The organism is Nonomuraea sp. C10, from assembly GCF_008017515.1.
Taxonomy (GTDB): domain Bacteria; phylum Actinomycetota; class Actinomycetes; order Streptosporangiales; family Streptosporangiaceae; genus Nonomuraea; species Nonomuraea ferruginea.
Genome location: NZ_VPFF01000001.1, coordinates 57,813 through 81,398 on the forward strand (window position 1 = coordinate 57,813; position 23,586 = coordinate 81,398).

Annotated in this window: 28 protein-coding genes and 1 tRNA gene; 17 read left to right on the forward strand and 12 right to left on the reverse strand. The window is 68.7% G+C overall.

The features are described 5' to 3' along the window. Positions 1-59 precede the first annotated feature (59 nt). Positions 60-938: an alpha/beta fold hydrolase gene (locus tag FR742_RS00220; protein ID WP_148029021.1), complete on the forward strand. Its 879-nt coding sequence runs from the start codon at positions 60-62 to the stop codon at positions 936-938. Here the strand turns inward: FR742_RS00220 and FR742_RS00225 are convergent. Further along, positions 925-1,491: an SAF domain-containing protein gene (locus FR742_RS00225; RefSeq protein ID WP_148029022.1), complete on the reverse strand. Its 567-nt coding sequence runs from the start codon at positions 1,489-1,491 to the stop codon at positions 925-927. The genes FR742_RS00220 and FR742_RS00225 overlap by 14 nt on opposite strands. Beyond that, positions 1,488-2,294 (reverse strand): S-methyl-5'-thioadenosine phosphorylase, encoded by an 807-nt coding sequence (locus tag FR742_RS00230; RefSeq protein ID WP_148029023.1) that lies wholly within the window; start codon positions 2,292-2,294, stop codon positions 1,488-1,490. The genes FR742_RS00225 and FR742_RS00230 overlap by 4 nt, the downstream gene beginning before the upstream one ends. Before the next feature lie 143 nt (positions 2,295-2,437). Between FR742_RS00230 and FR742_RS00235 the strand changes: the two genes are divergently transcribed. Further along, entirely contained in the window at positions 2,438-4,405 is a 1,968-nt protein-coding gene (locus FR742_RS00235) for an MDR family MFS transporter (RefSeq protein WP_148029024.1), read from the forward strand. On the opposite strand, the gene FR742_RS00240 is transcribed toward FR742_RS00235, so the two are convergent. The 3 genes from FR742_RS00240 to FR742_RS00250 all read right to left on the reverse strand — a co-directional run bounded on the left by FR742_RS00240 (position 4,402) and on the right by FR742_RS00250 (position 6,870). Then, the gene (locus FR742_RS00240; protein WP_148029025.1) at positions 4,402-4,701 is read right to left on the reverse strand and encodes an FmdB family zinc ribbon protein; all 300 of its coding nucleotides are present in this window, start codon (positions 4,699-4,701) and stop codon (positions 4,402-4,404) included. The two genes, FR742_RS00235 and FR742_RS00240, sit on opposite strands and share 4 nt — an antisense overlap. 69 nt (positions 4,702-4,770) lie before the next feature. After that, positions 4,771-6,276 (reverse strand): potassium/proton antiporter, encoded by a 1,506-nt coding sequence (locus FR742_RS00245; protein ID WP_148029026.1) that lies wholly within the window; start codon positions 6,274-6,276, stop codon positions 4,771-4,773. A gap of 24 nt (positions 6,277-6,300) precedes the next feature. After that, a complete protein-coding gene (locus FR742_RS00250) occupies positions 6,301-6,870 on the reverse strand; it encodes a 5-formyltetrahydrofolate cyclo-ligase (RefSeq protein WP_148029027.1) in 570 nt (189 codons plus the stop codon). Between the two features lie 24 nt (positions 6,871-6,894). On the opposite strand from FR742_RS00250, the gene galU reads away from it, so the two are divergent. The 9 genes from galU (at position 6,895) to FR742_RS00295 (ending at position 13,627) form a co-directional block, all read left to right on the forward strand. After that, positions 6,895-7,797: a UTP--glucose-1-phosphate uridylyltransferase GalU gene (galU, locus tag FR742_RS00255; RefSeq protein ID WP_148029028.1), complete on the forward strand. Its 903-nt coding sequence runs from the start codon at positions 6,895-6,897 to the stop codon at positions 7,795-7,797. Further along, positions 7,784-8,971 (forward strand): gephyrin-like molybdotransferase Glp, encoded by a 1,188-nt coding sequence (gene glp, locus FR742_RS00260; protein ID WP_148029029.1) that lies wholly within the window; start codon positions 7,784-7,786, stop codon positions 8,969-8,971. Before galU ends, glp begins: the two co-directional genes overlap by 14 nt. Then, complete coding sequence (gene moaC, locus FR742_RS00265) at positions 8,968-9,438, forward strand: cyclic pyranopterin monophosphate synthase MoaC (protein WP_148029030.1); 471 nt, start codon at positions 8,968-8,970, stop codon at positions 9,436-9,438. Before glp ends, moaC begins: the two co-directional genes overlap by 4 nt. Further along, positions 9,435-9,911 (forward strand): molybdenum cofactor biosynthesis protein B, encoded by a 477-nt coding sequence (locus tag FR742_RS00270; protein WP_219551122.1) that lies wholly within the window; start codon positions 9,435-9,437, stop codon positions 9,909-9,911. The genes moaC and FR742_RS00270 overlap by 4 nt, the downstream gene beginning before the upstream one ends. A gap of 51 nt (positions 9,912-9,962) precedes the next feature. Beyond that, positions 9,963-10,595: a GNAT family N-acetyltransferase gene (locus FR742_RS00275; protein ID WP_187281380.1), complete on the forward strand. Its 633-nt coding sequence runs from the start codon at positions 9,963-9,965 to the stop codon at positions 10,593-10,595. A gap of 124 nt (positions 10,596-10,719) precedes the next feature. Then, the gene (locus tag FR742_RS00280; protein ID WP_148029032.1) at positions 10,720-11,283 is read left to right on the forward strand and encodes a hypothetical protein; all 564 of its coding nucleotides are present in this window, start codon (positions 10,720-10,722) and stop codon (positions 11,281-11,283) included. Positions 11,284-11,333: 50 nt separating this feature from the next. Further along, a tRNA-Ala gene (locus FR742_RS00285) sits at positions 11,334-11,407 on the forward strand. A gap of 86 nt (positions 11,408-11,493) precedes the next feature. Further along, positions 11,494-11,961 (forward strand): hypothetical protein, encoded by a 468-nt coding sequence (locus FR742_RS00290; RefSeq protein ID WP_148029033.1) that lies wholly within the window; start codon positions 11,494-11,496, stop codon positions 11,959-11,961. A 535-nt stretch (positions 11,962-12,496) separates the two neighbouring features. Beyond that, positions 12,497-13,627, forward strand: a complete 1,131-nt coding sequence (locus FR742_RS00295) for an NADAR family protein (protein ID WP_148029034.1) — start codon at positions 12,497-12,499, stop codon at positions 13,625-13,627. A 146-nt stretch (positions 13,628-13,773) separates the two neighbouring features. Here the strand turns inward: FR742_RS00295 and FR742_RS00300 are convergent, their stop codons facing one another. The 5 genes from FR742_RS00300 to FR742_RS00320 all read right to left on the reverse strand — a co-directional run bounded on the left by FR742_RS00300 (position 13,774) and on the right by FR742_RS00320 (position 16,866). Beyond that, on the reverse strand, positions 13,774-14,739 hold the full coding sequence (locus FR742_RS00300) for a hypothetical protein (protein WP_261808286.1): 966 nt from the start codon (positions 14,737-14,739) through the stop codon (positions 13,774-13,776). 127 nt (positions 14,740-14,866) lie between these two features. Further along, positions 14,867-15,109: a hypothetical protein gene (locus FR742_RS00305; protein ID WP_187280922.1), complete on the reverse strand. Its 243-nt coding sequence runs from the start codon at positions 15,107-15,109 to the stop codon at positions 14,867-14,869. Between the two features lie 97 nt (positions 15,110-15,206). Beyond that, a complete protein-coding gene (locus FR742_RS00310) occupies positions 15,207-16,130 on the reverse strand; it encodes an IS3 family transposase (RefSeq protein WP_148028989.1) in 924 nt (307 codons plus the stop codon). Beyond that, a complete protein-coding gene (locus FR742_RS00315) occupies positions 16,127-16,444 on the reverse strand; it encodes a transposase (protein ID WP_222708802.1) in 318 nt (105 codons plus the stop codon). Before FR742_RS00315 ends, FR742_RS00310 begins: the two co-directional genes overlap by 4 nt. Then, positions 16,441-16,866: a hypothetical protein gene (locus tag FR742_RS00320; protein WP_187280923.1), complete on the reverse strand. Its 426-nt coding sequence runs from the start codon at positions 16,864-16,866 to the stop codon at positions 16,441-16,443. The genes FR742_RS00315 and FR742_RS00320 overlap by 4 nt, the downstream gene beginning before the upstream one ends. Before the next feature lie 394 nt (positions 16,867-17,260). Here FR742_RS00320 and FR742_RS00325 point away from each other — a divergent pair, with 394 nt between their 5' ends. From FR742_RS00325 to FR742_RS00335, 3 genes are all read left to right on the forward strand, one after another. Next, positions 17,261-17,533, forward strand: a complete 273-nt coding sequence (locus tag FR742_RS00325) for a hypothetical protein (RefSeq protein WP_148029036.1) — start codon at positions 17,261-17,263, stop codon at positions 17,531-17,533. Between the two features lie 493 nt (positions 17,534-18,026). Continuing rightward, positions 18,027-18,596 (forward strand): DUF6461 domain-containing protein, encoded by a 570-nt coding sequence (locus FR742_RS00330; protein WP_148029037.1) that lies wholly within the window; start codon positions 18,027-18,029, stop codon positions 18,594-18,596. Positions 18,597-18,818: 222 nt separating this feature from the next. Continuing rightward, the gene (locus FR742_RS00335) at positions 18,819-19,388 is read left to right on the forward strand and encodes a hypothetical protein (RefSeq protein ID WP_148029038.1); all 570 of its coding nucleotides are present in this window, start codon (positions 18,819-18,821) and stop codon (positions 19,386-19,388) included. Positions 19,389-19,419: 31 nt separating this feature from the next. On the opposite strand, the gene FR742_RS00340 is transcribed toward FR742_RS00335, so the two are convergent. Next, entirely contained in the window at positions 19,420-19,920 is a 501-nt protein-coding gene (locus FR742_RS00340; protein ID WP_222709089.1) for a TetR/AcrR family transcriptional regulator, read from the reverse strand. A gap of 180 nt (positions 19,921-20,100) precedes the next feature. On the opposite strand from FR742_RS00340, the gene FR742_RS00345 reads away from it, so the two are divergent. Beyond that, entirely contained in the window at positions 20,101-20,820 is a 720-nt protein-coding gene (locus FR742_RS00345) for a class I SAM-dependent methyltransferase (protein ID WP_187280924.1), read from the forward strand. Continuing rightward, positions 20,817-22,286, forward strand: a complete 1,470-nt coding sequence (locus tag FR742_RS00350; RefSeq protein WP_148029041.1) for an MFS transporter — start codon at positions 20,817-20,819, stop codon at positions 22,284-22,286. The genes FR742_RS00345 and FR742_RS00350 overlap by 4 nt, the downstream gene beginning before the upstream one ends. 93 nt (positions 22,287-22,379) lie before the next feature. On the opposite strand, the gene FR742_RS00355 is transcribed toward FR742_RS00350, so the two are convergent. Beyond that, positions 22,380-22,766 (reverse strand): helix-turn-helix domain-containing protein, encoded by a 387-nt coding sequence (locus FR742_RS00355; protein ID WP_148029042.1) that lies wholly within the window; start codon positions 22,764-22,766, stop codon positions 22,380-22,382. Positions 22,767-22,868: 102 nt separating this feature from the next. On the opposite strand from FR742_RS00355, the gene FR742_RS00360 reads away from it, so the two are divergent. Further along, entirely contained in the window at positions 22,869-23,492 is a 624-nt protein-coding gene (locus FR742_RS00360) for an NAD(P)-dependent oxidoreductase (protein ID WP_148029043.1), read from the forward strand. The last annotated feature ends 94 nt before the right edge of the window (positions 23,493-23,586 follow it).

The following is a 23,586-nucleotide window of genomic DNA, read 5'->3' on the forward strand; positions in this document are numbered from 1 at the left end:
ACATGTAACGAGACTTCCTCTATCGTCTTCGTTACATGTAACCAAAGAGCGGAGGCGTGATGTCGTTCGAGCAGCGCATGATCGAGGTCAACGGGGTCGAGCTGAGCACGGAGTCCTTCGGCCGGCCGGAGCATCCCGCGATCCTGCTGGTCCATGGCGCGGGTCACTCACTGCTGGCATGGGAGGAGGACTTCGTCCGGCGACTGGTGGCCGGGGGCCGATACGTCATCCGCTACGACAGCCGGGACGCCGGCCTGTCGACGAACTATCCGGCGGGAGCGCCGGCGTACGGGCTGCGGGACCTGGTCGCCGATGCCGCCTGCCTGATCGAGGCCCTCGGCCTGACCAGTGCCCACGTCGTCGGCATGTCGCAGGGTGCGGCGGTCGGTCAGCTTCTGGCGCTCGATCACCCCGGCCGGGTCGCCTCGCTCACCCTCGCCTCCGCCACGCCCGGCGGGCCCGGGCACGAGCACCCGGACCTGCCGCGGATGTCGGCGGACCTTCAGGCCCTGTTCGCGGAGGAAGACCCCGGGCCCGACTGGTCCGACCGGGCCGGTGTCATCGACTACCTGGTGGAGGCCGAGCGCCCGTTCGCCGCCGCCTCCAGGCCGTTCGACGAGGCGGGCATGCGGGCCATGGCCACCCGGGTGGCCGGACGCACCAGGAACGTCGCCGCCCAGCTGACCAACCCCTTCATGATCGATGCCGGGGAGCCGTGGCGGGGCCGGCTCGGGCAGATCACCGCGCCGACGTTGGTGCTGCACGGCACCGAGGACCCCATGTTCCCCATCGAGCACGGACGCGCCCTGGCCGAGGAGATCCCCGGCGCACGCTTCGTGGCGATGGAGCAAACCGGTCACGAGGTCTTCCCTCGCGCCCAGTGGGACACCGTCGTCGACGCCATCCTTGATCACACAAGGGCCATCAGGCCGGTTTGATGGCGATGGACAGGTAGCCCGACGCCTGGGCGCCTGCCAGGGACTCCGCCTGGGTGAGAGTGGTGGCCAGGACGACGAGGGCGCCGTGGTCGTCGTCGGCCGACGGGATGGTCAGCACGGTCACGTCGTCGGCGACCAGGGAGGCGGTCTGGGTGTCGCCGGCGGCGAGGACGCCGATGCGGGAGCCGGGGGAGATCAGGCGCACGGCGTCGGGGTCGGAGATGCGTACGGGGGTGGCGACCATGCCGGGCGGCAGGCGTAACCGGTCGAGGAGGCGGGCGTCGGTGAGCGGCTCGCCGCGGCGCATGGGGGCGGCCAGGACGCGGCCGGTGGCGCCCGTGCGGAGGGCGCCGTCGGGCGGGGCGGGCATGGGCACGGCGCGCAGGTCGCCGGGGCGGAGCACGCCGGGTGACAGGTCGCGGGCGGCGACCAGCACGGCCGGGCCCGCGGGCGGGCGCAGCGCGAGGTGGCCGCACAGGACGCCGAGGGCGGCCAGGACCGCGGCGATGAGGCGGCGGCGCCGCTCGCACAGCCGCAGCCAGGCGCGGATCATGGCAGCTCGAAGGGAAGCTTGATGCCGTCGAGGGCGGAGCCGCAGGAGCACGTGCGCTCCTCCGGCAGGGCCTGGACCGTGTCGGAGACGAGGGTCCGCATGCGGGCGACGTTGCGGGCGAAGAACGCCAGGACCTCTTCGTGGGTGACGCCCTCGCCGGCCTCCACGCCGGCGTCGTGGTCGGTCACCAGCGACAGCGAGGTGTAGCAGAGGGCCAGCTCGCGGGCGAGCGCGGCCTCGGGGAAGCCGGTCATGCCGACGATGGTCCAGCCGTTGCGCTGGAACCACTGCGACTCGGCCCTGGTCGAGAAGCGCGGGCCCTCGATGACCACGAGCGTGCCGCCGTCGGCGGTCTGCCACTCGCCGGCGCGGGCGGCGGCGACGGCGACCTCGCGGCCCGACGGGCAGTAGGGGTCGGCGAAGGAGACGTGGACCGCGCCGCCGGCGTCGTAGTAGGTCTGGACGCGGCCGGAGGTGCGGTCGACGAGCTGGTCGGGGACCACGATCGCGCCGGGGCCGAGCTCGGGCTTCAGCGAGCCGACCGCGCTGGGGGCGAGGACCTGGCGGACGCCGAGGGAGCGCAGGGCCCACAGGTTGGCGCGGTAGGGGATGCGGTGGGGCGGGAACCGGTGGTCCCGGCCGTGGCGGGGGATGAAGGCCACCGGACGCGAGCCGATGCGGCCCACCGTGACGACGTCGCTGGGCGGGCCGTAGGGGGTGGCGACCTCCACCTCCTCCGCCTCGTCGAGCAGGGAGTAGAAGCCGGAGCCGCCGATGACGCCGATGTCTGCGCGAATGACCATGGCGCTGAGAGTAGCGGGCGGGGGAATGGGGTCGAAGAGGCCGAATCTCGTTCTGTGGATATCGCGGGCGGGCGGGGTGAGGGCTGTGGACAAGGCGCGACCACCCAACGTGGCCGATGCGATACGCGGCGTATTATCGGCGCATGCGGCAACGGGGCCTCGGGCTGATCATCATCGCGCTGATGCTCGGCATGCTGCTGGCCGCGCTCGACCAGACCATCGTGTCCACGGCGCTGCCCACGATCGTCGGCGACCTTGGCGGGCTCGATCACCTGTCGTGGGTGGTGACGGCCTACATCCTCGCCTCGACGGTGTCCACGCCGCTGTGGGGCAAGCTCGGCGACCAGTACGGGCGCAAGCGGCTGTTCATCGCCGCCATCGTGATCTTCCTGACCGGCTCGGCGCTGTGCGGGCTCAGCCGTAACATGGGCGAGCTGATCGGCTTCCGCGGCCTCCAGGGTCTCGGCGGCGGCGGGCTGATGGTGCTGGCCCAGGCCATCGTGGGCGACGTGGTCTCGGCCCGCGACCGGGGGAAGTACCAGGGGTTCTTCGGCGCCGTGTTCGCCGTGTCGAGCGTCGTCGGGCCGCTGGTCGGCGGCCTGTTCGTCGACCATCTGTCGTGGCACTGGGTGTTCTATGTCAACCTGCCGCTCGGCGCCGTCGCGCTGCTCGTGATCACCGCCGCGCTGCCCGGCGACCGCCAGCGCGCCCGCCACACCATCGACTACGCGGGCGTGGTCCTGCTGGGCGGCGCGACGTCCTGCCTGGTGCTGATCGCCACCTGGGGCGGCACCGTCTACCCGTGGGCCGACCCGGTGATCGTCGGGCTGGCGGTGGCGGCGGTCGTGATGCTGGCCGGCTGGGTGGCGGCCGAGCGCCGGGCGCGTGAGCCGGTGCTGCCGCTCGCCCTGTTCAGGAACCAGGCGTTCGCGGCGTCGTCGGTGGTGGGGTTCGTGGTCGGGTTCGGGATGTTCGGCGCGCTCACGTACCTGCCTCTCTACCTGCAGGTGGTCCACGGGGTGAGCGCCACGCTGTCGGGGGTCTACCTGCTGCCGATGATGGCCGGCATGCTCACGCTGTCGATCGTGAGCGGGTTCGTCATCTCGAAGACCGGTAAATACCGCTTCCTGCCGATCGCGGGCACGGGCATCGCGACCGTGGGGATGTTCCTGCTGTCGACGCTGACCGAGTCGAGCGGCATGCCGGCCCTGGCGGTCTACCTGCTGATCCTCGGCGTGGGCATCGGCATGACCATGCAGGTGCTGGTGATCGTGGTGCAGAACGCGGTCTCGTTCAAGGACCTGGGGGTGGCCACGTCGGGGGCGACGTTCTTCCGGTCGATCGGCGGGTCGTTCGGGGTCGCGGCGCTCGGGGCGGTCTTCACCGGGCGGCTCGCGCAGGATGTGCGCGAGGTGCTGGCCAGGTCGTCGCTGCCGCCGGGGTTCGACCCGGCCGAGGTGCAGAAGGATCCCACGGTGGTCCGGCGGCTGCCGCCCGGCCTCGCGGCCGAGTTCCTCCACGCGTACGCCGACTCGATCGCCATGGTGTTCCGGGTGGCGGCGCCGGTCATGCTGGTGGCGTTCCTGCTGTCGTGGTTCATCCCGCAGCAGCGGCTCAGGGAGACGACGAAGGCGGCCGACCTGGGCGAATGCCTGGGCGCGACGTCGGCCGAGCGTTCGTCGCTGGAGGAGGTGGAGCGCGGCCTGGTCCGGCTCGCCGACGCCGAGCTGCGCACGGGCTACTACACCCGGATGGGCGATCTGGCCGGGCTGGCGGGCATGAGGCCGGAAGGGGTGTGGATCATCGCCCGGCTGGGCGGCAAGGGCTGGGTGTCGGCCGCCGCCCTGGCGGAGCGGGCGCGGGTCAGCAGGGAGCAGGGCAGACCGTACGCCGACCAGCTCGTCGACGACGGGTTCCTGGAGCGTTCGGCGGACGGCGAGATGCTGCGGCTCACCGAGCGCGGCCAGGAAGCCGCGCTGCGGCTGCTGCGTTGCTCACGCGAGGCGCTGAGCAGGTCGGTCGCCGACTGGGGGCCGCATCCGCAGCTGGAGGAGCTGCTCGACCGGGTCGCTCCGGATCTGCTCGGAGCCCTGGTGGACCGCCCGCGCTAGTTGGAGGCGGCGGCGGGGGCGGGGGCCGACTCGGCGGGCTTGCTGTCCGACTTCGACTCGGACTTCGAAGAGGACGAGCTGTCGGACTTCGAGGAAGAGGACGAGGAGGAGCTCGACGACGAGCGGTTGTCGGTCTTGTAGAAGCCCGAGCCCTTGAAGACGATCCCGACCGCCGAGAACACCTTGCGCAGCTGCCCCTCGCACGCGGGGCACACGGTCAACGCGTCGTCACTGAATTTCTGAACGACCTCGAGCTGCTCGGCGCAGTCGTTGCAGGCGTACTGGTAGGTCGGCACGCGTTCCTCCTAGCAGGCTTTGGCACTCATGCCTTGCGACTGCTAATGGTAACCGATGCGGTCAAACGCCTATTCCAATCCCCGGTCCCCGTACCATCCGGCGAGCTTGCCGCGGCGGCTGACGGCGCGTAACCGGTGTTCGACCTGGTCACGGGTGGCGGCGGTGGTGACGAGCAGGAGCTGGTCGTCGGCCCTGATCTGAGTGGTCTCGCCGGGCACGAACGACCTGCCGTCGCGCACGACCAGCGTCACCTGGGCGTCGCGCGGCAGCCGCAGCTCGAAGATCTCCACCCCGTGCAACCGTGACCCGGGTGGCACCGACACCTGCAGCAGGTCGGCGTTCAGCTCCTCCAGCGGAGCCGCCTCCACCTCCAGCTCGTGCGCCTCGACGGGTGTGGTCACCTTGAGCAGGCGGGCGGCCCACGGCAGCGTCGGCCCCTGGAGCAGGGTGAACACGATGACGATCACGAACACCTCGTTGAAGATGTCCTTGGAGCCCTCGACCCCGGCGGCCCACGGGATCGTGGCCAGCACGATCGGGATCGCGCCGCGCAGCCCCGCCCACGACAGGAAGGCCTGCTCCCGCCACGGCACCCAGCCCTGCCCGATCAGCCGCCCGAGAGACGCGCTGACCAGCACCGCCAGCGGCCGTGCCAGCACCACCATGACCGTGCCGGCGATGAGCCCCGGCACGATCGCCGACGACATCTCCATCGGGCTGGCCAGCAGGCCCAGCATCACGAACAGCCCGATCTGCGCCAGCCACGCCATGCCCTCCGCGAACCCCCGGGTGGCGGCGCGGTGCGGCAGCTTCGAGTTGCCCAGGACGAGCGCGGTCAAGTAGATCGCGAGGAAGCCGGAGCCGTGCAGCAGCGCCCCTCCCGCGTACGAGAAGAGGGTGAGGCCCAGCACCGCGATCGGGTAGAGGCCCGAGACGGGCAGCGCGATGCGGCGCAGCGCGAACGCGCCCGCCGGGCCGATCGCCAGCCCGACGGCGGCGCCGATGGCCAGCTCGCTGCCGGTCTCGACGAGGAACGAGCCAAGATCGGGCGACGCGTGGACGGTGCCGCTCAGCAGCACCACGGCGAGCACCGTCGGGGCGTCGTTGAAGCCGGACTCCGCCTCCAGGATGCCCGCCAGCCGGGGCGGCAGGGGCAGCCGGCGCAGGACGGAGAACACCGCGGCGGCGTCCGTCGGCGCCAGCACCGCGCCGATGATCAGCGCGGTGATGGTGTCGACGCCCAGCAGGTAACGGACGGGGATGGCCACGGCCAGGATGCTGACCGCGACGCCGACCGTGGCCAGGATCAGCGCCAGCGGGACCGATCGGCGGACCTGACTCCAGTTCGTGGTCAGGCCGCCCTCGGCCAGGATCACCGCCAGCGCCAGGAAGCCGATGTCCTTGGCCAGGCCGGGATCGGCGAACGGGATGCCGAACCCGGCGTCTCCCAGGACCAGCCCGAACCCGAGGAACAGCAGCAGACTGGGCAGCCCGCTGCGGTGCGCGACCCGTACCGAGATGACGGCGGCGATGACGATGACGGCACTGACGAGGAGCCAGACATCCAGCGTCATCTGGCCCCCTTTGATCACCTGTGTCTAGGTAAGTTTAATTAGTCCCGAAGGTGTGATCGCAAAGCGGACGGCCCGATCGTGCGGTTCCGCCGGGATGTCGTCCCTCAGCTCGCCCTCGTGCAGCGGCGCGACGGTCGGCACGTTCGGCCCGACCCGGGCCAGCGCCCGGTCGAACGACCCGCCGCCGCGGCCCAGCCGCACCCCGGTGCGCCGGTCCACGGCCAGCGCGGGCGCGATCACCAGCGCGGCCGTGCGGATCGCGTCGACCCCGCGCCGCGTGTCGACCGGCTCCATCAGGCCGAACCGGCCCGGCGCCAGGGTGTCAGGCCCGTCGTACACCGCCCAGTCGAGGTCGTCGTCCTCGCGCAGGACCGGCAGCATCACGGTCGCGCCGTGCTTCCACAGCGCGAACACCAGCCCGTGCGTCCCGGGCTCGGCGCCGATCGACCAGTAGCAGGCGACCAGCCCGGCCATCTGGACCCAGGGCTGGTCGAGCAGGGTTTCGCGGACTTTGGTGGCGTTCGCGCGGAGCTGATCGGGGGTGAGCGAGGCGCGCGCCGCGAGCAGTTCGCGACGCAGGTGCGGCTTGTCCACAGGTACCTCCACTAGGGTCTAGGCATGGCTGACTTCGACCCTGTGACGAAAGCCGTCGTGCCCGCCGCGGGTCTGGGCACCCGGTTCCTTCCGGCGACCAAGGCGACACCCAAGGAGATGTTGCCCATCGTCGACAAGCCCGCCATCCAGTATGTCGTCGAGGAGGCCGCCTCCGCTGGCCTGCTCGACGTGCTGATGGTCACTGGCAAGAACAAGCGGTCCATAGAGGATCATTTCGACCGCGCGTACGAGCTGGAGGACGTGCTCGAGGCGAAGGGCGACGAGCACCGGTTGTCCCAGGTCCGCGAGCCGGCCTCACTGGCGACCCTGCACTACGTGCGGCAGGGCGAGCCCAAGGGGCTCGGGCACGCGGTCCTCTGCGCCAAGCAGCACGTCGGCGACCACCCGTTCGCCTGCCTGCTCGGCGACGACCTGATCGACCGGCGCGACCCGCTGCTGCAGCGCATGATCGAGGTGCGCGGCGCGTACGGCGGCAGCGTGATCGCGCTGATGGAGGTCCCCAGGGAGCAGGTCTCGCTGTACGGGGTCGCGACCATCGAGGCGACCGGCGAGGACGACGTCGTCAAGGTCGTCGACCTGGTGGAGAAGCCTCCGGTCGAGGAGGCGCCCTCCAACTGGGCGATCATCGGGCGCTACGTGCTCGACCCGGAGGTCTTCGCCGTGCTGGAGGAGACCCCGCCGGGCCGCGGCGGCGAGATCCAGCTCACCGACGCGCTGCGCACCCTCGCCGGCCGCGACGCCGACAAGGGCGGCCCGGTGCACGGCGTGCTGTTCCGCGGCCGCCGCTACGACACCGGCGACAAGCTCGACTACCTGCGCACGGTCGTGAAGTTCGCGGCCGACCGGCCCGACCTCGCCCCCGACTTCCTGCCCTGGCTGCGGGAGTTCCTCGATGAAATCGGTTGACGCGCACCTGGCCGACATCCTCGCCACGGTGCGCCCGCTCGCGCCGCTGGAACTGGAGCTGGAGCAGGCCCTCGGCGCCACGCTCGCGGAGGAGATCACCTCCCCGGTGCCGCTCCCGCCGTTCGCCAACTCCGCCATGGACGGATATGCCGTACGAGCGAGCGACATCGCGGACGCGCCGGTCACGCTGCCCGTGATCGACGACGTGGCGGCCGGGGCCGGCGAACTGCTCGCCGTCGGCCCCGGCCACGCCGTCCGCATCATGACCGGTGGCCCGATGCCCTCGGGGGCCGACACCGTCGTGCCCGTCGAGCTGACCGACGGCGGCACCGTCCAGGTCCGCATCGACGAGACCGTGCGGGAGGGCAACGCCATCCGCCTGGCCGGCGAGGACGTGCAGGCCGGCGCGGTCGTGCTCAAGCCCGGCACCGTCATCGGCCCCGCCCAGCTCGGCATCATCGCCGGCGTCGGCCGCCGCCGCGTCCTGGCCCGGCCCAGGCCGCGCGTCGTCGTGCTCGCGACCGGCGCCGAGCTGATCGAGCCGGGGCTGCCGCTCGGCCCCGGCCAGATCTGGGACTCCAACAGCTTCACGCTCACCGCCGCCGCCCGCTCCGCCGGCGCCGACGGCTTCCGCGCCCCCACCGTGGGCGACGACCCGGCCGCGTTCCTGGAGCGTCTCGACGCCCAGCTCGTCCGCGCCGACGCCGTCGTGACCAGCGGCGGGGTGTCCATGGGCGCGTACGAGCCGGTCAAGGAAGCCCTCGGCCCGCTCGGCACCGTACGGTTCGACAAGGTCGCCATGCAGCCCGGCATGCCCCAGGGGTTCGGCACCGTCGGCGACGACCAGGTGCCGATCTTCGCGCTGCCCGGCAACCCCGTCTCGTCGTTCGTGTCGTTCACGCTCTTCGTCCGGCCCGCGCTCGACAAGATGCGCGGCCTCCCGGCGGGGCCGCCCGCCACCGTCACCGTCCGCACCACGGCGTCGCTGCGCTCCCCTGCCGGCAAGAGGTCGTTCCTGCGTGGCATGCTCGGTTCCGACGGCTCCGTCGCCCCCGTGCACGGCCAGGGATCACACCAGCTCGCCGCCCTGGCCTCCGCCAACGCGCTCATCGTGGTGCCGGAGGACGTGACCGAGGTGCCCGCCGGCGAGCAGGTGGAGGTGATCAGGCTGTGAGCGAGCTGACGCACGTCGACGAGACCGGCGCCGCGCGCATGGTGGACGTGTCCGCCAAGGACGTCAGCGCCCGCACCGCGACGGCCACCGGCCGGGTGCTGCTGTCGCCCGAGGTGGTGGCGCTGCTGCGGTCCGGCGACGTGCCCAAGGGCGACGCGCTCGGCGTGGCCCGCATCGCCGGCATCATGGGCGCCAAGCGGACACCCGACCTCATCCCGCTGTGCCACCCCATCGCCATCCACGGCGTCAAGGTGACGCTCGACGTGGCCGACTGGGGGGTGACGATCACCGCCCGGGTCAAGACCGCCGACCGCACCGGCGTGGAGATGGAGGCGCTCACGGCGGTGTCGACGGCGGCGCTGGCGCTGTTCGACATGGTGAAGGCGGCCGATCCGGCAGCGGTGATCACCGACATCCGGGTCGAGGAGAAGACGGGCGGCAAGACCGGCGAGTGGAGGCGGGCGTGATCAGGGCGCTGGTGGTGACGGTGTCGAACCGGGCGTCCGCCGGGATTTATGCCGATAAGTCAGGACCGCTCCTGGTTTCCCTGCTCACCGAGGCCGGCTGCACCGTCGAGGGCCCGGTGGTCGTCCCCGACGGCGACCCCGTCGAGGCCGCCCTGCGCGACGGCGTCGCCCAGGAGTACGACGTGATCGTCACGACCGGCGGCACCGGCCTCACCCCCACCGACCTGACCCCCGAGATGACCGCCCGCGTGATCACCCGGGAGATCCCCGGCATCGCCGAGACCATCCGCGCCGCCAACCGCGACCAGGTGCCCACCGCGATCCTCTCCCGCGGCCTCGCCGGCCAGGCAGGCCACACCCTCATCGTCAACCTGCCCGGCTCCAGCGGAGGCGTACGCGACGGCGTCGCCGTGCTCGCCCCCGTGCTCAAGCACGCCGTCGACCAGATCCGCGGCGGCGACCACCCACGCTGACCTCAGATGCGCCACCAGACCCGTGGCGGCATCGCGCCGAATCGGGGGATGATGTCAGATGTGGATCGACTACGCGGCTGGCCTGCGACGCTGACCGAGGGCCCGGTGTCCCTCAGGCCGCTCCGGCTGAGCGACGTACGCGTCTGGCGCGACACCCGGGTGCGCAACGCCGACTGGCTGCGCCCCTGGGAGCCGAGCAACCCCGAGACACCGCTCTTCCGCACCGGGCTCGGCCCGTACATCACCATGGTCGCCACCCTGCGTCGCGAGGCCCGGCAAGGCCTCGCCCTGCCCTGGGTGGTCACCTACCGCGGCCGCTTCGCCGGGCAGCTCACCATCGGCGCCATCGTCTGGGGCTCGGCCCGATCCGCCCAGGTCGGCTACTGGATCGACGGCGCGCTCGCCGGCCGCGGCATCACGCCGACCGCCCTCGCCATGGCCGTCGACCACTGCTTCTTCACCACCGGCCTGCACCGGATCGAGGCGAACATCCGCCCCGAGAACCAAGCCAGCCGTAGAGTGGTTGAGAAACTGGGCTTCCGGGAAGAAGGCATTCGGCGTCGCCAACTCCACATCGACGGAGCCTGGCGCGACCACATCTGCTACGCGCTGACCGCGGAGGACGTCCCCGGCGGCCTGCTCGTACAGTGGCGTCGCGCCCGGTCGTCCGTGGAAGAGGTTTGACGATCTCGCGACACACCGCATCGAATGCTCGTCAATCAGTGACACGCGGTCTTACGGTGCGTGACGTGAGCACAATGAGAACGCCCGACGCACCGAGGCGTTCTCGTGCTGCCCGGAGGTGCCTGTGAGCGGTGCTCTCCTCTACCTCGCCATCGTCATCATGTGGCTCTGCGTGCTGGTGCCCATGTGGCTGCGCCGGGACAAATCCAACCTCGCCGAACTGGCCGAGCTCGAAGAGCACTACACCGGCGAACACCAGATCCCCGACCTCACCACCGCGCCCGACGAGGAGCCGGTGGAGACCGAACGCGTCGACCCGCGCCAGTTCCGTTACCGGCGGCGGGCGATCATCGTAGCGCGCCGGCGGCGGTTGCTGTTCTTCACCGTCCTGCTGGTGGTGGCCTCGGTGGTCACGGCCTCGGTCCAGATGATCCCCTGGTGGGGCGTCGCGCCGTCCGGCGCCGTCATGTTGCTCTACCTCGTGTTCCTGCGCATCGCCGTCAAGGTCGACCGCGAACGCCGCCAGCGCGCCCTCCAGGCCCGCGAGCGCACCCGCCGCATCCGCGCCCGCCGCCGCGCCGAGGAACTCGCGGCCAGGGAGGCAGAGGTCATCGAGTTCACCGGGGCGCAGGAGGACGTTCTCTTCGACCAGTACGCCGAACCGCCTCGGCGAGCGGTGGGTGACTGAATACTGTGGCGCGAGGACCCTCGGTTGTTTGCTAATCTGGTCGAGGTCTTGGGGATGTAGCGCAGTCCGGTAGCGCACTTCGTTCGCATCGAAGGGGTCAGGGGTTCGAATCCCCTCATCTCCACCCAGGTCAAGGGCCACTTCCAGTCATCGGAAGTGGCCTTTTTGATCTTCTGAGTGACAAAGTGAGTGACTATCTGTTCTGCGACGATGACCACCATGTCGCGGATCGAGTTCTCCTATGGAGCGCCAGAGCATGGATGGTCTGTGGTCACCATCGCCCATGAAGGGCGTGAGGCCCGGATGGTCGTGTCCTATGTGACCGATGCTCTCCGGGACCTCCTGTACAGCCTGGTGCGGGTCACTCAGGGCGACGACATCCGCTTTTCTTGGGATGACGAGCTCACCGAGTACCGATGGATGTTCACGCATGAGGACGATACGGTCCGAGTGCGCATCCTCAGGTTCCGTGACGGGAGGAGATCCGAACCGGACGAGGCAGGGCGAGAGGTGTTCGCGCTGCAGAGCGAGGTAGGCCCTTTGGTGCGAGCGGTAGTCCGCTCGATCAGGCGACTGCTCTTCGAGATGGGCGAGGAGGAGTACGCCCGGCAGTGGGGAGGACAAGCCTTCCCACTGCGCGAGCTGAACGTGCTGGAATCCTGGCTCAAAGATCACTGACCTGGGTCGAAGATCCGGTCCATTGCCTCGACGCCCCAGAAGGACGGGGCGGAGCTGCTTGCGGTAGACGGTCTCCGTCACGCTGGTGTTGCGATGGCCGACCAGCCGTGAGATGGCCTCGATGGGCATGCCGGAGTCGGAGAGCAGCGAGACGAAGCGGTAGGTCTCGGCGCAGGCTGGGCAGCGGGGGCGCGGCGGCCGCCTACGCCAACGAGCCGGGAAAGGCCGACAGGCTCCTCACCCAAGCTGGGGCCGGTGAGCATCGCCTACCTGGTCGAGCAGCAGTAGCGGAACAAGATCGACAGCAGTGCAGGGCGAAGCGTGATTCAAACCTTCCCTACGTCATCAAGCCGCCGCACTTTGGGCGGCGGGCGGCCGGGCGGTCCGGGCGGGCGTGCGGACTCTCCGGGCCGGGCCCCGCCCGGCCACCCGTCGCGTACGGACGTGGCTGGAAGACGTACATGTCTCTGAAGGGGTGCAGGAACACCTCCGCAAGCCGTAGTCGCGTTGATCACGAAGACCTAGGCTGTTCGCCATGCCGCGACGAACGTTTCGGGAAGTTGATGGGGAACGGGTCGAGGGCGTGTCACGGCCGGTGTTCATCCGCAACGCCGGCCGATACTTCCTGACCGATCTGGTGATCTATGCCGATGGCGCAATCGACGCCTGGGGCCTGACGGATCTGGATGGGCTGCGACGGCATTTGGAGACCGGCTGGGTCGCGACGTCGCTGAAGCCAGGGCAGTGGGCGTCCGCTCATCAACTTGCGTCCTGGAAGCTGGCGGAGCCGTCGATGTCCGTGACGGCGGACGACCTGTTGGGCCAGGTAGCCGATGCGATCGAGCAGCTCAACGGGCGCCCGGACTCCTCCCGGCGGTGCTGGCTGGCGATCGAGAAGTACTTGGACACCAGGTCCGAGGAGGTTCGGCGTGCGCTGCGGCAGGCGTACCAAGCCATTCCGGAGATCGATCGGATCTATGTTCTGGGGGACATGGACCGCAAAGACGTGCCGCTCCGGGTCTTGATCGCTGAACTCGGTGAGCCTCTGCCGGTGCAGTGGCAGCCATACGACCCCGAGGTGGTGACCGAAGACTACCGGGCAGAGGCGATTCGCTACTTTGAGGAGGTTCTCAGTTATCGGAAGACTCCGCGGCCTGCTCCGCCTGATGACCCCGAGCCCGTAGAAGCAGGCGCGATCACCCTGTACCAGACCGTCTTCCCGCACGGGTGGCCGGAAGATCCGGGCATCCTGGTCCTGCGCAACGAGTACCCGGCCGACATCGAGGTCGGGAGTGTTTCCTATCCGACGGTCACCCATGCCTATTGGGCCCTGTCCACGGCGGACCAGGCGGCGCGCGAGCAGATCATGACGGCCGAGCGCCCTTACGACGCTGAAACCCTCGCCAAGGAGACCGACCGCGTCGACGGTTGGGCGACCGTCCGGGCAGCCGTCATGATGCGACTGCTGCGCGCCAAGTTCACTCAGCATCCGGCCCTTGCTGAGATCTTGGTCGGCACGGGGACCGCCCGCATCCACTACACCGGCACGGGGTCGGACTATTGGCACGAGGCAGGGGAGCGGGGCCGTAACTGGATGGGCCGCCTGCTGGAACTGGTCAGAGCTGAACTCCATGCCGAACGACTTGGGCTCGCGACGGATGGCTGAGTCTGCGAATAGGGCTCAGTAAGATTCTTAATCGGTACTCGGTGATGAGCTGTGGCCGTGACGATCGCCGACTACGGCTCCCACGCCGCCGTGTGTCGCGAGTCCCTGGGCGCCACATCCGCGAGATCATCGCCCTGCTCGCGCGTCTACGAGAACGGATCGATGTACGGGCGGTCTCTTACCCGGTCATAGATGCGGCGCAACCACGGCTGCTGAACCGCCGTCAGCCGCTCCAGCGTGCGGAGGAACACTCGCCCATCGGGACAGAAAAGAGTGTGTGGCAGCAGCGGGGGCGGATCATCACGGCGAACGACGGCTGGCATCCCGTACGCCGCCGGCATGAGCCGCCGGTCATCGTTGAAGGCAAGGTACGTCCACACGTCCGCAGCCAGCGGCACCACCGTTCCTGCGTCACACGGCCATATCTCACCGGTCTGCGGATGCTTCGGCGCCAGTGCGATGTCCGTGATCGCGGCGGACAGCCCGGGCCCGGCCAGGACGAGGTGTCGTTCCGGTGATCCCGGAGGGAGAAGACTGTCGATCGCCCGGCGAAACGCCTCTGCGACAGGCCCATCAGGGAGAGACGCCCGCCTACCACCCGAAACCACCAGCAGGTGCGCCAGTGCCACCGCGACCGCGGCCTCCCACACCGGGCTCCAGAAACCACGCGAATCAACGGGCGGGGTGCTCGGCAGTTCCGCCCAGTCCATCACCCGCTGGACGGGGCCATCGACGGCGACAGGACATACGGCGTCCGGCTCCAGCCACACCACCTGCCAGAACCCGCAGTCGTCGACGCGCGTCGCCACCGGACAGCCGCACTCCGCGCACGCCAGGTTGGGACCGTACTGGCCGTCCCAGCCACAACAGCAGCCGCCTAACCGCTCCGGGATGAAGACGGTTCCGCGGACGTCGCCCGGCGCGATCCCGATCCTGTTCGGGGGTCCCGTAATGCCGTACATCTGGAGTCGGACGCCATGCTCTTCCAACTCGGGCTTCCTTGGTTCCCAAGGCCGGTCGTCTCCAGGGTCCACCGCGTACGTTCCTGGCTCCAGAAGACCGGGGAGCAGGTCATGGCTGTACTTCTGACCAGAGTGGTCGGGAAGCGCCACCCGCGCCACCCTCGCGGTCATCACAGCGCCGCACCCCGCACAGGAGAAAACGACCAAGCAGCCTCCTTCGTCGTAACAAGGCGATCATGGTGGCACAACATCCCGCCTCGCGTGGAAGCGTTCAGAATCACTGTGTCTCAAGGCCGCCCGAGGATGAAAAGGCTTCAGTTATCGCGAAGTATTGGTCGAGTACTGAGATGAGCAGGTCGGCCAACCCTGGGGTGGTGACCGCCGCCCATTGCTGGGCGAGGCCGAGGAACCCGGAGAAGTGCTGTTGGGCTGTAGCGAGCAGGCCGGAGAGCTCGCCGCGAGTAATCTCGATGGACGGAGAGTCTTCATCGTCCTGCCGGAGCTGGATGACGTGACCCACGTGTGTGATGTGTGGCGTGGGGTCGTGCCCGAGCCAAGATTCTTGCCCGCGAGCCACGTCCCACCAGTGTCAATCCCCTCAAACCGTGGAGACGGTCCTATGCCACAGCGGCCCTCACCAGGGCCGATGATGCTTGCCTCGTCTCGATCATCTGACGCTCGAATGTGACAGGCGGCAGCCCGTCGTTGGCGCTGTGCCTCCGCTTGACGTTGTAGAAGTCCGCGATCCAGGTCGCGATCTTCAGCCGGGCCTCCGCCCTGGTACGGAAGTGGTGACGGTGCACAAACTCGACCTTCAGCGTGCTGTTGAGCGACTCGGCAGCCCCGTTGTCGAGCGCGCACCCGACCCGGCCCATGGACTGCACCACCCCGTGCTTGCGGCATTCGGCCTGGTAGCGGGCAGCGGTGTACTCCGACCCGCGGTCCGAATGGAAGATCACCCCGTCCACGTCGCCGCCCCTGGTGGCGACCGCCATCTGCAGCGAGGCGACCGTCAGCGCCGCGTCGTGATGCTCGGACATGGCGTAGCCCAGCAGCCGACGGGAGAACAGATCCTCCACCGAGGCCAAGTACAGTGGCCCCTCATCGGTGTGGATCATTGTGACGTCGCCGACCCACAGCACGTCCGGAGCGACCGCGGTGAACTTCCGCCGCACCAGATCCGGCGCGGCCGGCCGCTTGCCCTGCCGGGTCAGCGAACGAGGCTTCTTCGGCGCCCGCCCAGCCAAGCCGAGTTCGGCCATCCGCCTGGCCACGGTGTTCTCTGACACACGCCAGCCCGCCTCGTGCAGGTCCTGGGTGATCCGCGGTGAGCCGTACGTACCGCCCGAGGCCGCGAACAGGCGCTTGATCTCCGCATCTAACCGGGCCCGCCGCTGCTGGCGGGCGGTCGGCGAATTCGCCCCGATGCGGTTCTTCCACTTGTAGAACCACGACTGGGAGACCTCCAGCGCCCGGCAGGAGATCGCGTGGTCGATGCCGTAGTCGGTCTTCTGGGAGCAGATGAAGGCCGCCACGCTCACCGGCCCATCGCCTCTTTCACCCACAAGACCACGGAACGCTTGAGGACATCACGCTCGTCCTCCAGCTCCGCGCGTTCCTTCTCCCAGGCCGCCTTCTCCTTGGCGTGCTGCCGGGCCAACTCGGCCTTCTCCCGCCGCAGCCGCGCCAGCTCCTCCTCCGCCGACTCCTTCAGCGTCCCGCCTCCGCTGTCGCCACCGGCCTGCCCTGCCGCGAGCCGGTCCATCTGCACCCAGTTGTACAGCGTGTACTCGTTGATGCCCAGATCCCGCGCGACGTGCGCGACGGGCTTGCCGGTCTCCCTGACGATCCTCACCGCCCCAGCCCGGAACTCCGGATCAAAGCGACGCCTCGTGACTCCTGCCACGACCAAACCTTTCCTGGTTCGGTCTCCACGTTACGAGGGGAAGCCCACCAGTCCCGCCAGTTCTCCAAGCCGAAACAGCAACCGGGCGAGACGGTGACGTTGGTGGTGGTGTCGCGGAAGCGCAGACCGCCCGGAGCGCTCAGGCCTTCCGCTTCGGCGAGATGTCCTTGCAGATGCATCTCGGTCAGGTCGCCGGCGTGCGTGACGGGGATGTTGTTGTAGCTGAAGATGACGGCCATGGCCGTCCCGACGTCGGCGAGAGACATCCGCTCGGACAGGGCGAGAAGGCAGTCACTCAACGGCTCCGCGATCGGCCAAGCCGTGAAGTCCACCGCGTCGTCGGTCTCCAGGACGACTTCAACGATGACCATGGCTGGCAGTATCCAGGCATAGCGCGTACGTGTCGTTGCTGGAGGTACGAGGAGGGCTCGCCGGCAGGTTGGAAGGTCAGGGGAGCCAGCGAACTTGCTGACACGGGAGCGCAGTAGAGAGCAACGGATGCCATCCTCTCGGCACTTGACGACGGATGGCGTTGCAGAACTCAGGCCCATCACGACCTGGTGCCGGGCGCGCGGCCGGGCAGCCCCCGCTACCCCTTCGGGTGGGACGACGGCAGACGGGCAGGCAGGAGTGTCGCACACCCTTTAGCGTCAACCGCTCCTTGACGCTCCAGCTCTTTAGGATCGTGCAGTCTGCGAAGACCACGCCTGTCAAGGCGACCATGATCTGTACCGCAGGGCGGTGGGACATTCATAATGGCGCCTCATGACGACAAACGGACGGTGGGTCTCATACAGCCTGCTCGGGTTCGCAATTCTGTGGCTTGCCGCCACGTTCCAGTTAGTCCGACAGCTCCATGGCATGATCGACATGCCTGACCCGTTGATTACAGCGACGGGGTTGGTGTGGCTGTTTGCTCCACCGCCAGCCTTCGTGCTCGCCCTCATCTATCGCAGAGACGCTGCCGCCATCCTGTCCGGCATCGCCATGGGCCTGGTGGGTCTGCTGCCCCTATCGTTCGTCGCATCCCTGGACTGATGAATCGATCGGGCAAGCACTGGATTGATTGACAAACTGAGTGATATCAGGGATGCCTCAGGCCACTCAAACATGCACGTCGATGCACACAGGCAAACCGGTTGACCTGCTCACGCCAGGAAAAGCGATCAATCCGAGTGTTTCGCATCGAAGGGGTCAGGGGTTCGAATCCCCTCATCTCCACCAGACACAGCAAGGCCCGTCCGGGGTGATCGGACGGGCCTTCGTGCTGTTCAGAGGGGCTTGCTGGGCTACCCGGGGGTTGCTGGTCTCGACGCCCCATCCGGCTGCTGACCGGCGCCACTTCGGGGGTTTGTAGTACGCCGACGACTGGGTTGAACTTCCCCTCACCGGTAGCCCGCTCTCGATCCGTTCCAGCGCATGCCGTTGGAGACGTTCCTGGGTGAGGCCGAGGTGCGTCACGCCGTATCGGGCCCAGCCCATCGTCTTGTGACGTCCGGGGTCTGTCGGTTCCGGCTGGCAGCATGACGACATGACCATGCAGCCCCCCGATATTACTTGGCTCTGCGGCGAATACGCCGAGGAGTTGTACAGCTTCATCTACGTCCGTGCCACGCCCGAACAGGTGATCGCCCGCCTCGGCGGCCGATGGGAGGACTTCACGCCGGGTCCCTTCCCCGACGACCCGGATTACTACTCGCACGCTGGACCTCTCGGCGTCGCCTCCATCGGTGATTGGACGTTCGTTTTCGACCCCGACTGGCTCGGCACCCGCGAAGACGTGATCACCAGACTCTCCGAGGGCACTCGCCTTGTCTCTCAAGCCGCACTCGCCATCAAGTGCCTGGACTACTTCTACTGGTGTGAGGACGGCGAGATCCGATGCGCCTGGGGTGGCGATGAGGGATATCTGACGGAGATCCCGGCCGAACTGGTCGACACGATGGCGGAGATCGACAGGCTGTACCCATCGGGTCCCCGCCTCTACAAAGGGCCGGCCTTCCTGCTCGTCGAGCACCTGACCGGGATCAGGGTGACGGAGCAGCTGCTCAAGAGCTCCACGTTCATGTGGGGTGTCGTTCCGGAACCGGCCACGTCGTGACGTTGATCAATGGTGAGTCTTTCCTCCTGAAGCCGTATCACCGGCGGGCCGCCGAGTCCAAGCAGCTCCACATCAGGCGGACGCATAGACCAAGGACCTGGACCCGTGAGATGGGCTTCGCCATCCGGTTCGGGACCTTCCCCACGTCATCAAGCCGCTCCGTCCCCGGCCCGCTGCCGCTACGCGGTGAGTGCGACATCCGTTCACGGCGACACGAGTTTGATGGAACACTGGCTGCCCTCTGATCATCTTTGTGGGAAGTATGCCATGTCGCGATGGCGCTATCTTCGATGGTGGCTGGCCGCATTTGTGGTCAGTCTGCTGAGCTTTCTGTCCTTATGGCTGCCCGCGCTCTTCGAGGGTGATGGAGCGGTGGGTTGTGCGGGTTATGGCCCTCTTCCATCGGGTCTGACGAGGTTGTGGTCGGTCTTGGAAGTCATGTGGCTCGATGTCAGGCAGGAGATTGCGGGTACGCACGGGCGGTATCTGGTTCTGAACGGTGCGCCTATGGTGAGCGTCCTGCTCTCTGGTTTGGTCGCCGCATGGTCGAAGCGGTGGCTCGGGACGGTAGTGGGGCTGCTGGGAGCCCCGGTCGTGGCGGGGGTCGCGCTTCACTGGGCGTTCATGGCGTTCTCGTATTGGCTGATGCTCAGCTGTGGGGGGTGGGAGGGACGGCTCCCATGGATGATGTGGCGTTTGCTTCTGATGGTCAGTTTCGGCAGTGTGGTCGTGCTGTTGATCGGCGGAGTTCGGGTTCGTGGAGCAGCGTTGGCCACCCACGCGCGATCCTGATGATCCCGATGGCACATCGATGGAGCCCCGCTCACGTCAGGACGCCACAGGTGGCGAGGTGGACGAATCGGCGGTAGACCTCTTCCGGGGCGAGGTCGGGCCGGGTATCCAGCCACCAGATGAGCAGCCCCATCAATCCGTTGACCAGGAATGCCACGGTCGGTTCGAGCTCGATTGCGTCCGTAGCCGGCCGTGCTCGCCGCAGGTGATCGGTGAAGACCTCGGTCAGCATTCCTTTCGCGATGGAGACGACCTTGGCACTACCCCGGCCTCCGATCAGGGACTGGTAGAGCTGACGGTTGGCCCCGGCCAGCCGGAAGATGAGCAGCGCAGGAAGCAGTGGATCGTCATCGGCGGCCGAAGGATCGCCTGGACCGGCAGAGGCTTTGGCGATCATCGCGCGGAGATGATCGCTGCCGCTCTCGACCAGGAGGTCGTCCTTGCTGTTGTAGTGGCTGTAGAAGGTGGATCGGCCGACATCGGCGTGGTCGAGGATGTCCTGCACGGTGACGCGTGTGTAGCCCTTGGCCATGATGAGCTCGATCAGAGACTGGTGCAGGAGTGCGCGAGTCCGGCGCACTCGCCTGTCGCCGTCTCGCTGCATGGCTTCCTCCGCCCGTTCAAGGCCAGTTCGGGAGATCTGTCCGGTAGCGGACGGATCCGGCGAACTGCTTCTTGAGCTCACCTCCGAAGCACATCAATCATGAACAGTATGTTCACTAACCGTACTGATGTCCATGAAGGCGCCCGCCCGTCGTCCTTCGTACCCGCCCTCGGCCACGCGGCGCTCACGCCGCTCTATGCGGCGCTGAGCGGGATGACAAGGCCGACGCTGCGCCGCTTCCTGCGTCGAACCGGCATCGAGCCGGATATGACGGTCCTCGACCTGGGCTGCGGCACCGGGACACTCGCTCTGCTGATCAAACAGGCTTATCCGACGACGAGGGTCATCGGGCTCGACGTGGACCCGGCCGTCCTCGAGGTCGCTCGCGAGGTGCTCGCACGCGCCCATGTCGACGCCGAGCTGCATCAGGGCACGATCGAGACCGCTGAGTTCCCGCCCAGGTCCTTCGACCGGATCCTGACGACCTTCGTGCTGCACCATCTGACCACCGAGGAGAAGCGGTCGATGCTCGCCGCCTGTCAGCGCCTCCTGCGACCGGGCGGACAACTGCACGTCGCCGACCTCGGACCACCCAGCACAGCGCTGATGAAGCTCGTGTCCCTCCCTCTGCGCGCACTCGGCGGCGAACGCGTCGCGGCCAACGTCTCAGGGGCGATCCCTACGCTGATGCGCGCGGCCGGCTTCACCGAGGTGTCCCAAGTCAGCGCGTCCAGCAGCGTCCTCGGCACCATGACGCACTGGAGGGCCACGCTCCCGGCACAGGCCGACTCCGTGCGTCACGGCGATCACCAAGGGCGCACGCGATGACGACGCAGGAGACCCGGGCCTTCCGCTGGACTCCGGCGCACGTGGTCGGGCTGCTGGTGCTGTGTACGGCCCAGGTCCTCGACGGCGTCGACGTGACGGTCGTGAACGTCGCACTGCCCGCGATCGCGTCAGACCTCGGCTTCTCGGAGGCAGCCCTCCCCTGGGTGATCAATGCCTACATGGTCCCCTTCGGCGGGTTCCTCCTGCTCGGCGGACGACTCGGGGACCTGCGTGGCCGTCGCAAGGTGCTCGTCGGCGGCATCTCGCTGTTCGCTGCGGCCTCGCTAGTCAGCGCTCTCGCGCAGAACCCGGAAACCCTCATCGGCGCGCGAGCGGTGCAAGGACTCGCGGCCGCACTGATCGCGCCGATGACTCTCGCGCTGATCGGAGTCATCTTCCCATCAGGGCCGCCGCGGAACCGCGCCTTCGCCGCCTGGGCGGCCTCCTACGGCGTCAGCAGCGCTCTCGGCCTCCTGCTCGGCGGAGCACTGACCGACGGCCCGGGCTGGCGGTGGATCTTCTTCGTCAACCTCCCGATCGGCGTCGTCCTGCTCGTGCTGACCATGCTCTTCGTGCCCGCCGACCAGCCACGCCGCCGGCACCACCGCTTCGACATCGTCGGCGCTGTGACGTCGACGGCGGGGATCGGGCTGCTCGTGTACGCGGTCCTCGACACCGCCGATCACCCCTGGGGATCGGCCAGGACGATCGGGCTCGTGCTGGTGTCGGCGGCTCTGCTCGGCTGGTTCGTGATGAACGAGCTCCGGGTGGCAGAGCCGTTGGTCTCGTTCACGCTGTTCCGGCTGCCCGGAGTGGCCGGAGCGACCATCGTCTCGGTCTTTCGCGGCTCAGCGATGTTCGCACTGTTCTACTTCGCCACGCTCTACCAGCAGCAGGTGCTGCACCTGTCCGCATTGCAGACCGGACTCAACTACCTGCCGATGACCGTGATCCTCGTCGCCGCCTCGGCACTCGGGCCGACGCTCGTGCGCTGGATCGGCATCCGCATGGCAGTGGTCCTCGGCTCTCTGCTCGCGGCGGGCGGGCTGGCGCTCTTCGCCACCATCGCGCCGCAGGGATCGGTCTGGAGCAATGTGATCCTGCCGTCCCTGATCGTGTGCACCGGCCTCGCGATCGTCATCGTCCCGTCCACGATCGCCGCCCTGAACGACGTCCCGCAAGCAGACACCGGCATCGTGTCCGCGCTGCAGAACGTCAGCCTCCAACTCGGCGGGGCCCTCGGCCTCGCCGTTCTCTCCAGCGTCGTCACCACCCGCACCACGGACCTGCTGGCCGCCGGGGAATCACCGGCGCTCGCCCTGACCTCGGGCTTCGGGGTGGGTTTCGCCATGACCGCCGGGCTCATGGTCGCCGCGGCGACCGCGGCGGCGCTCATGCTCCGCGACCACGGGCGCGGCGAGCGGGTGGACATGAGCAGGCTCAGCCAGCCCGGTTTCGACGAATGACCCAAACGTGGCTTCCTCCGGGACTCGATCGGCACCAGCGACTCGGCCTTGTCCAACGGCTATGCGATCGGCCAGGCCGTGAAGTCCGCCGCGTCAGCCGGCGCGGTCGAGACGAGAGCTGTTGTCGTACGACTCGCGGGCGTCGAGCAGTTCGTCCCAGTGTTCCTGCGTCCAGGCGCAGGCGATCGCCATCGGCCCGAGCATGCTACGGCCGAGCGGGGTCAGCCCGTACTCGACATGCGGGGCGGCGCCGGTGTAGACGGTGCGTTCGACCAGACCGTCCCGTTCGAGGGAGCGCAGCGACTGGGTGAGGACCTTGGGGGTGACGCGGCTCAGCGGCACACGCAGCTCGGAGAACCGGCGCGGCCCGTGCTCGAGGCAACGGATGACGAGCGCCGCCCACTTGTCGCCGAACCGAATCGGATTGAGCGAGGACGGGCACAGCTCGTCGAACATGTCGGCGGGCAGAGGTTCCCTCATGGCCTCACGATAACCGGTATCCCCGTGGTAACCGCAGCCCTCGGTAGCGTCCGGGAAGCGGCCGGGCGAACGGGACCCGGCCCCGGTGAAAGGCGGTTCTCCATGAACATCGTGGTCTTCGGCGCGGGCGGCAGAGCCGGTAGGCAGGCCGTCGCCGAGGCGTGCCGGCGGGGGCACCGGGTCACCGCCGTGGTGCGCGACCCCGCGAGCCACGGCGATCTGACCGACGTACGCGTGGTGGCGGGTGACGTCACGGACGGGACGAGCGTCGCACATGCGGCCGCGGGCCATGACGCGGCCATCAGCGCCGCCGCTGACCTGTCCGCGCCGCCTCACGAGTTCTTCACCGCGTCGGCCCGCGCCCTGACCACCGGTCTGGCGAAGGCGGGCGTGCGCCGGCTGGCGGTGGTCGGCCTGGCATCGATCATGCCCGGGGCTTCGGGTGCTCCGCTGATGGACGAGCCCGGTTACCCCAACGAATACCGCGCCTTCTACCTCGGCCACGCGGCGGGTCTCGCCGTGCTTCAGGAGTGCGACCTCGACTGGGCGTACGTCGCTCCGGCAGGCGACTTCGACCATGCCGGAACGCGCACCGGCCGGTACCGGATCGCCGACCATGCGGACCCGGCCAGCAGGATCACGTACGCGGACTTCGCGGTGGCGCTGCTCGACGAGATCGAGGCCCCGCATCCCCGCCGTGCCGCCGTCAGCATCGGGGAGGCGTGATGCCCTAGGTACATCCAGGTGGCTTCCGACCGCGGCGCGGACCGCCATCCGGCGCGAACGGGTCAAGACGGGGACCCCGGTGGCAGGAAACCCA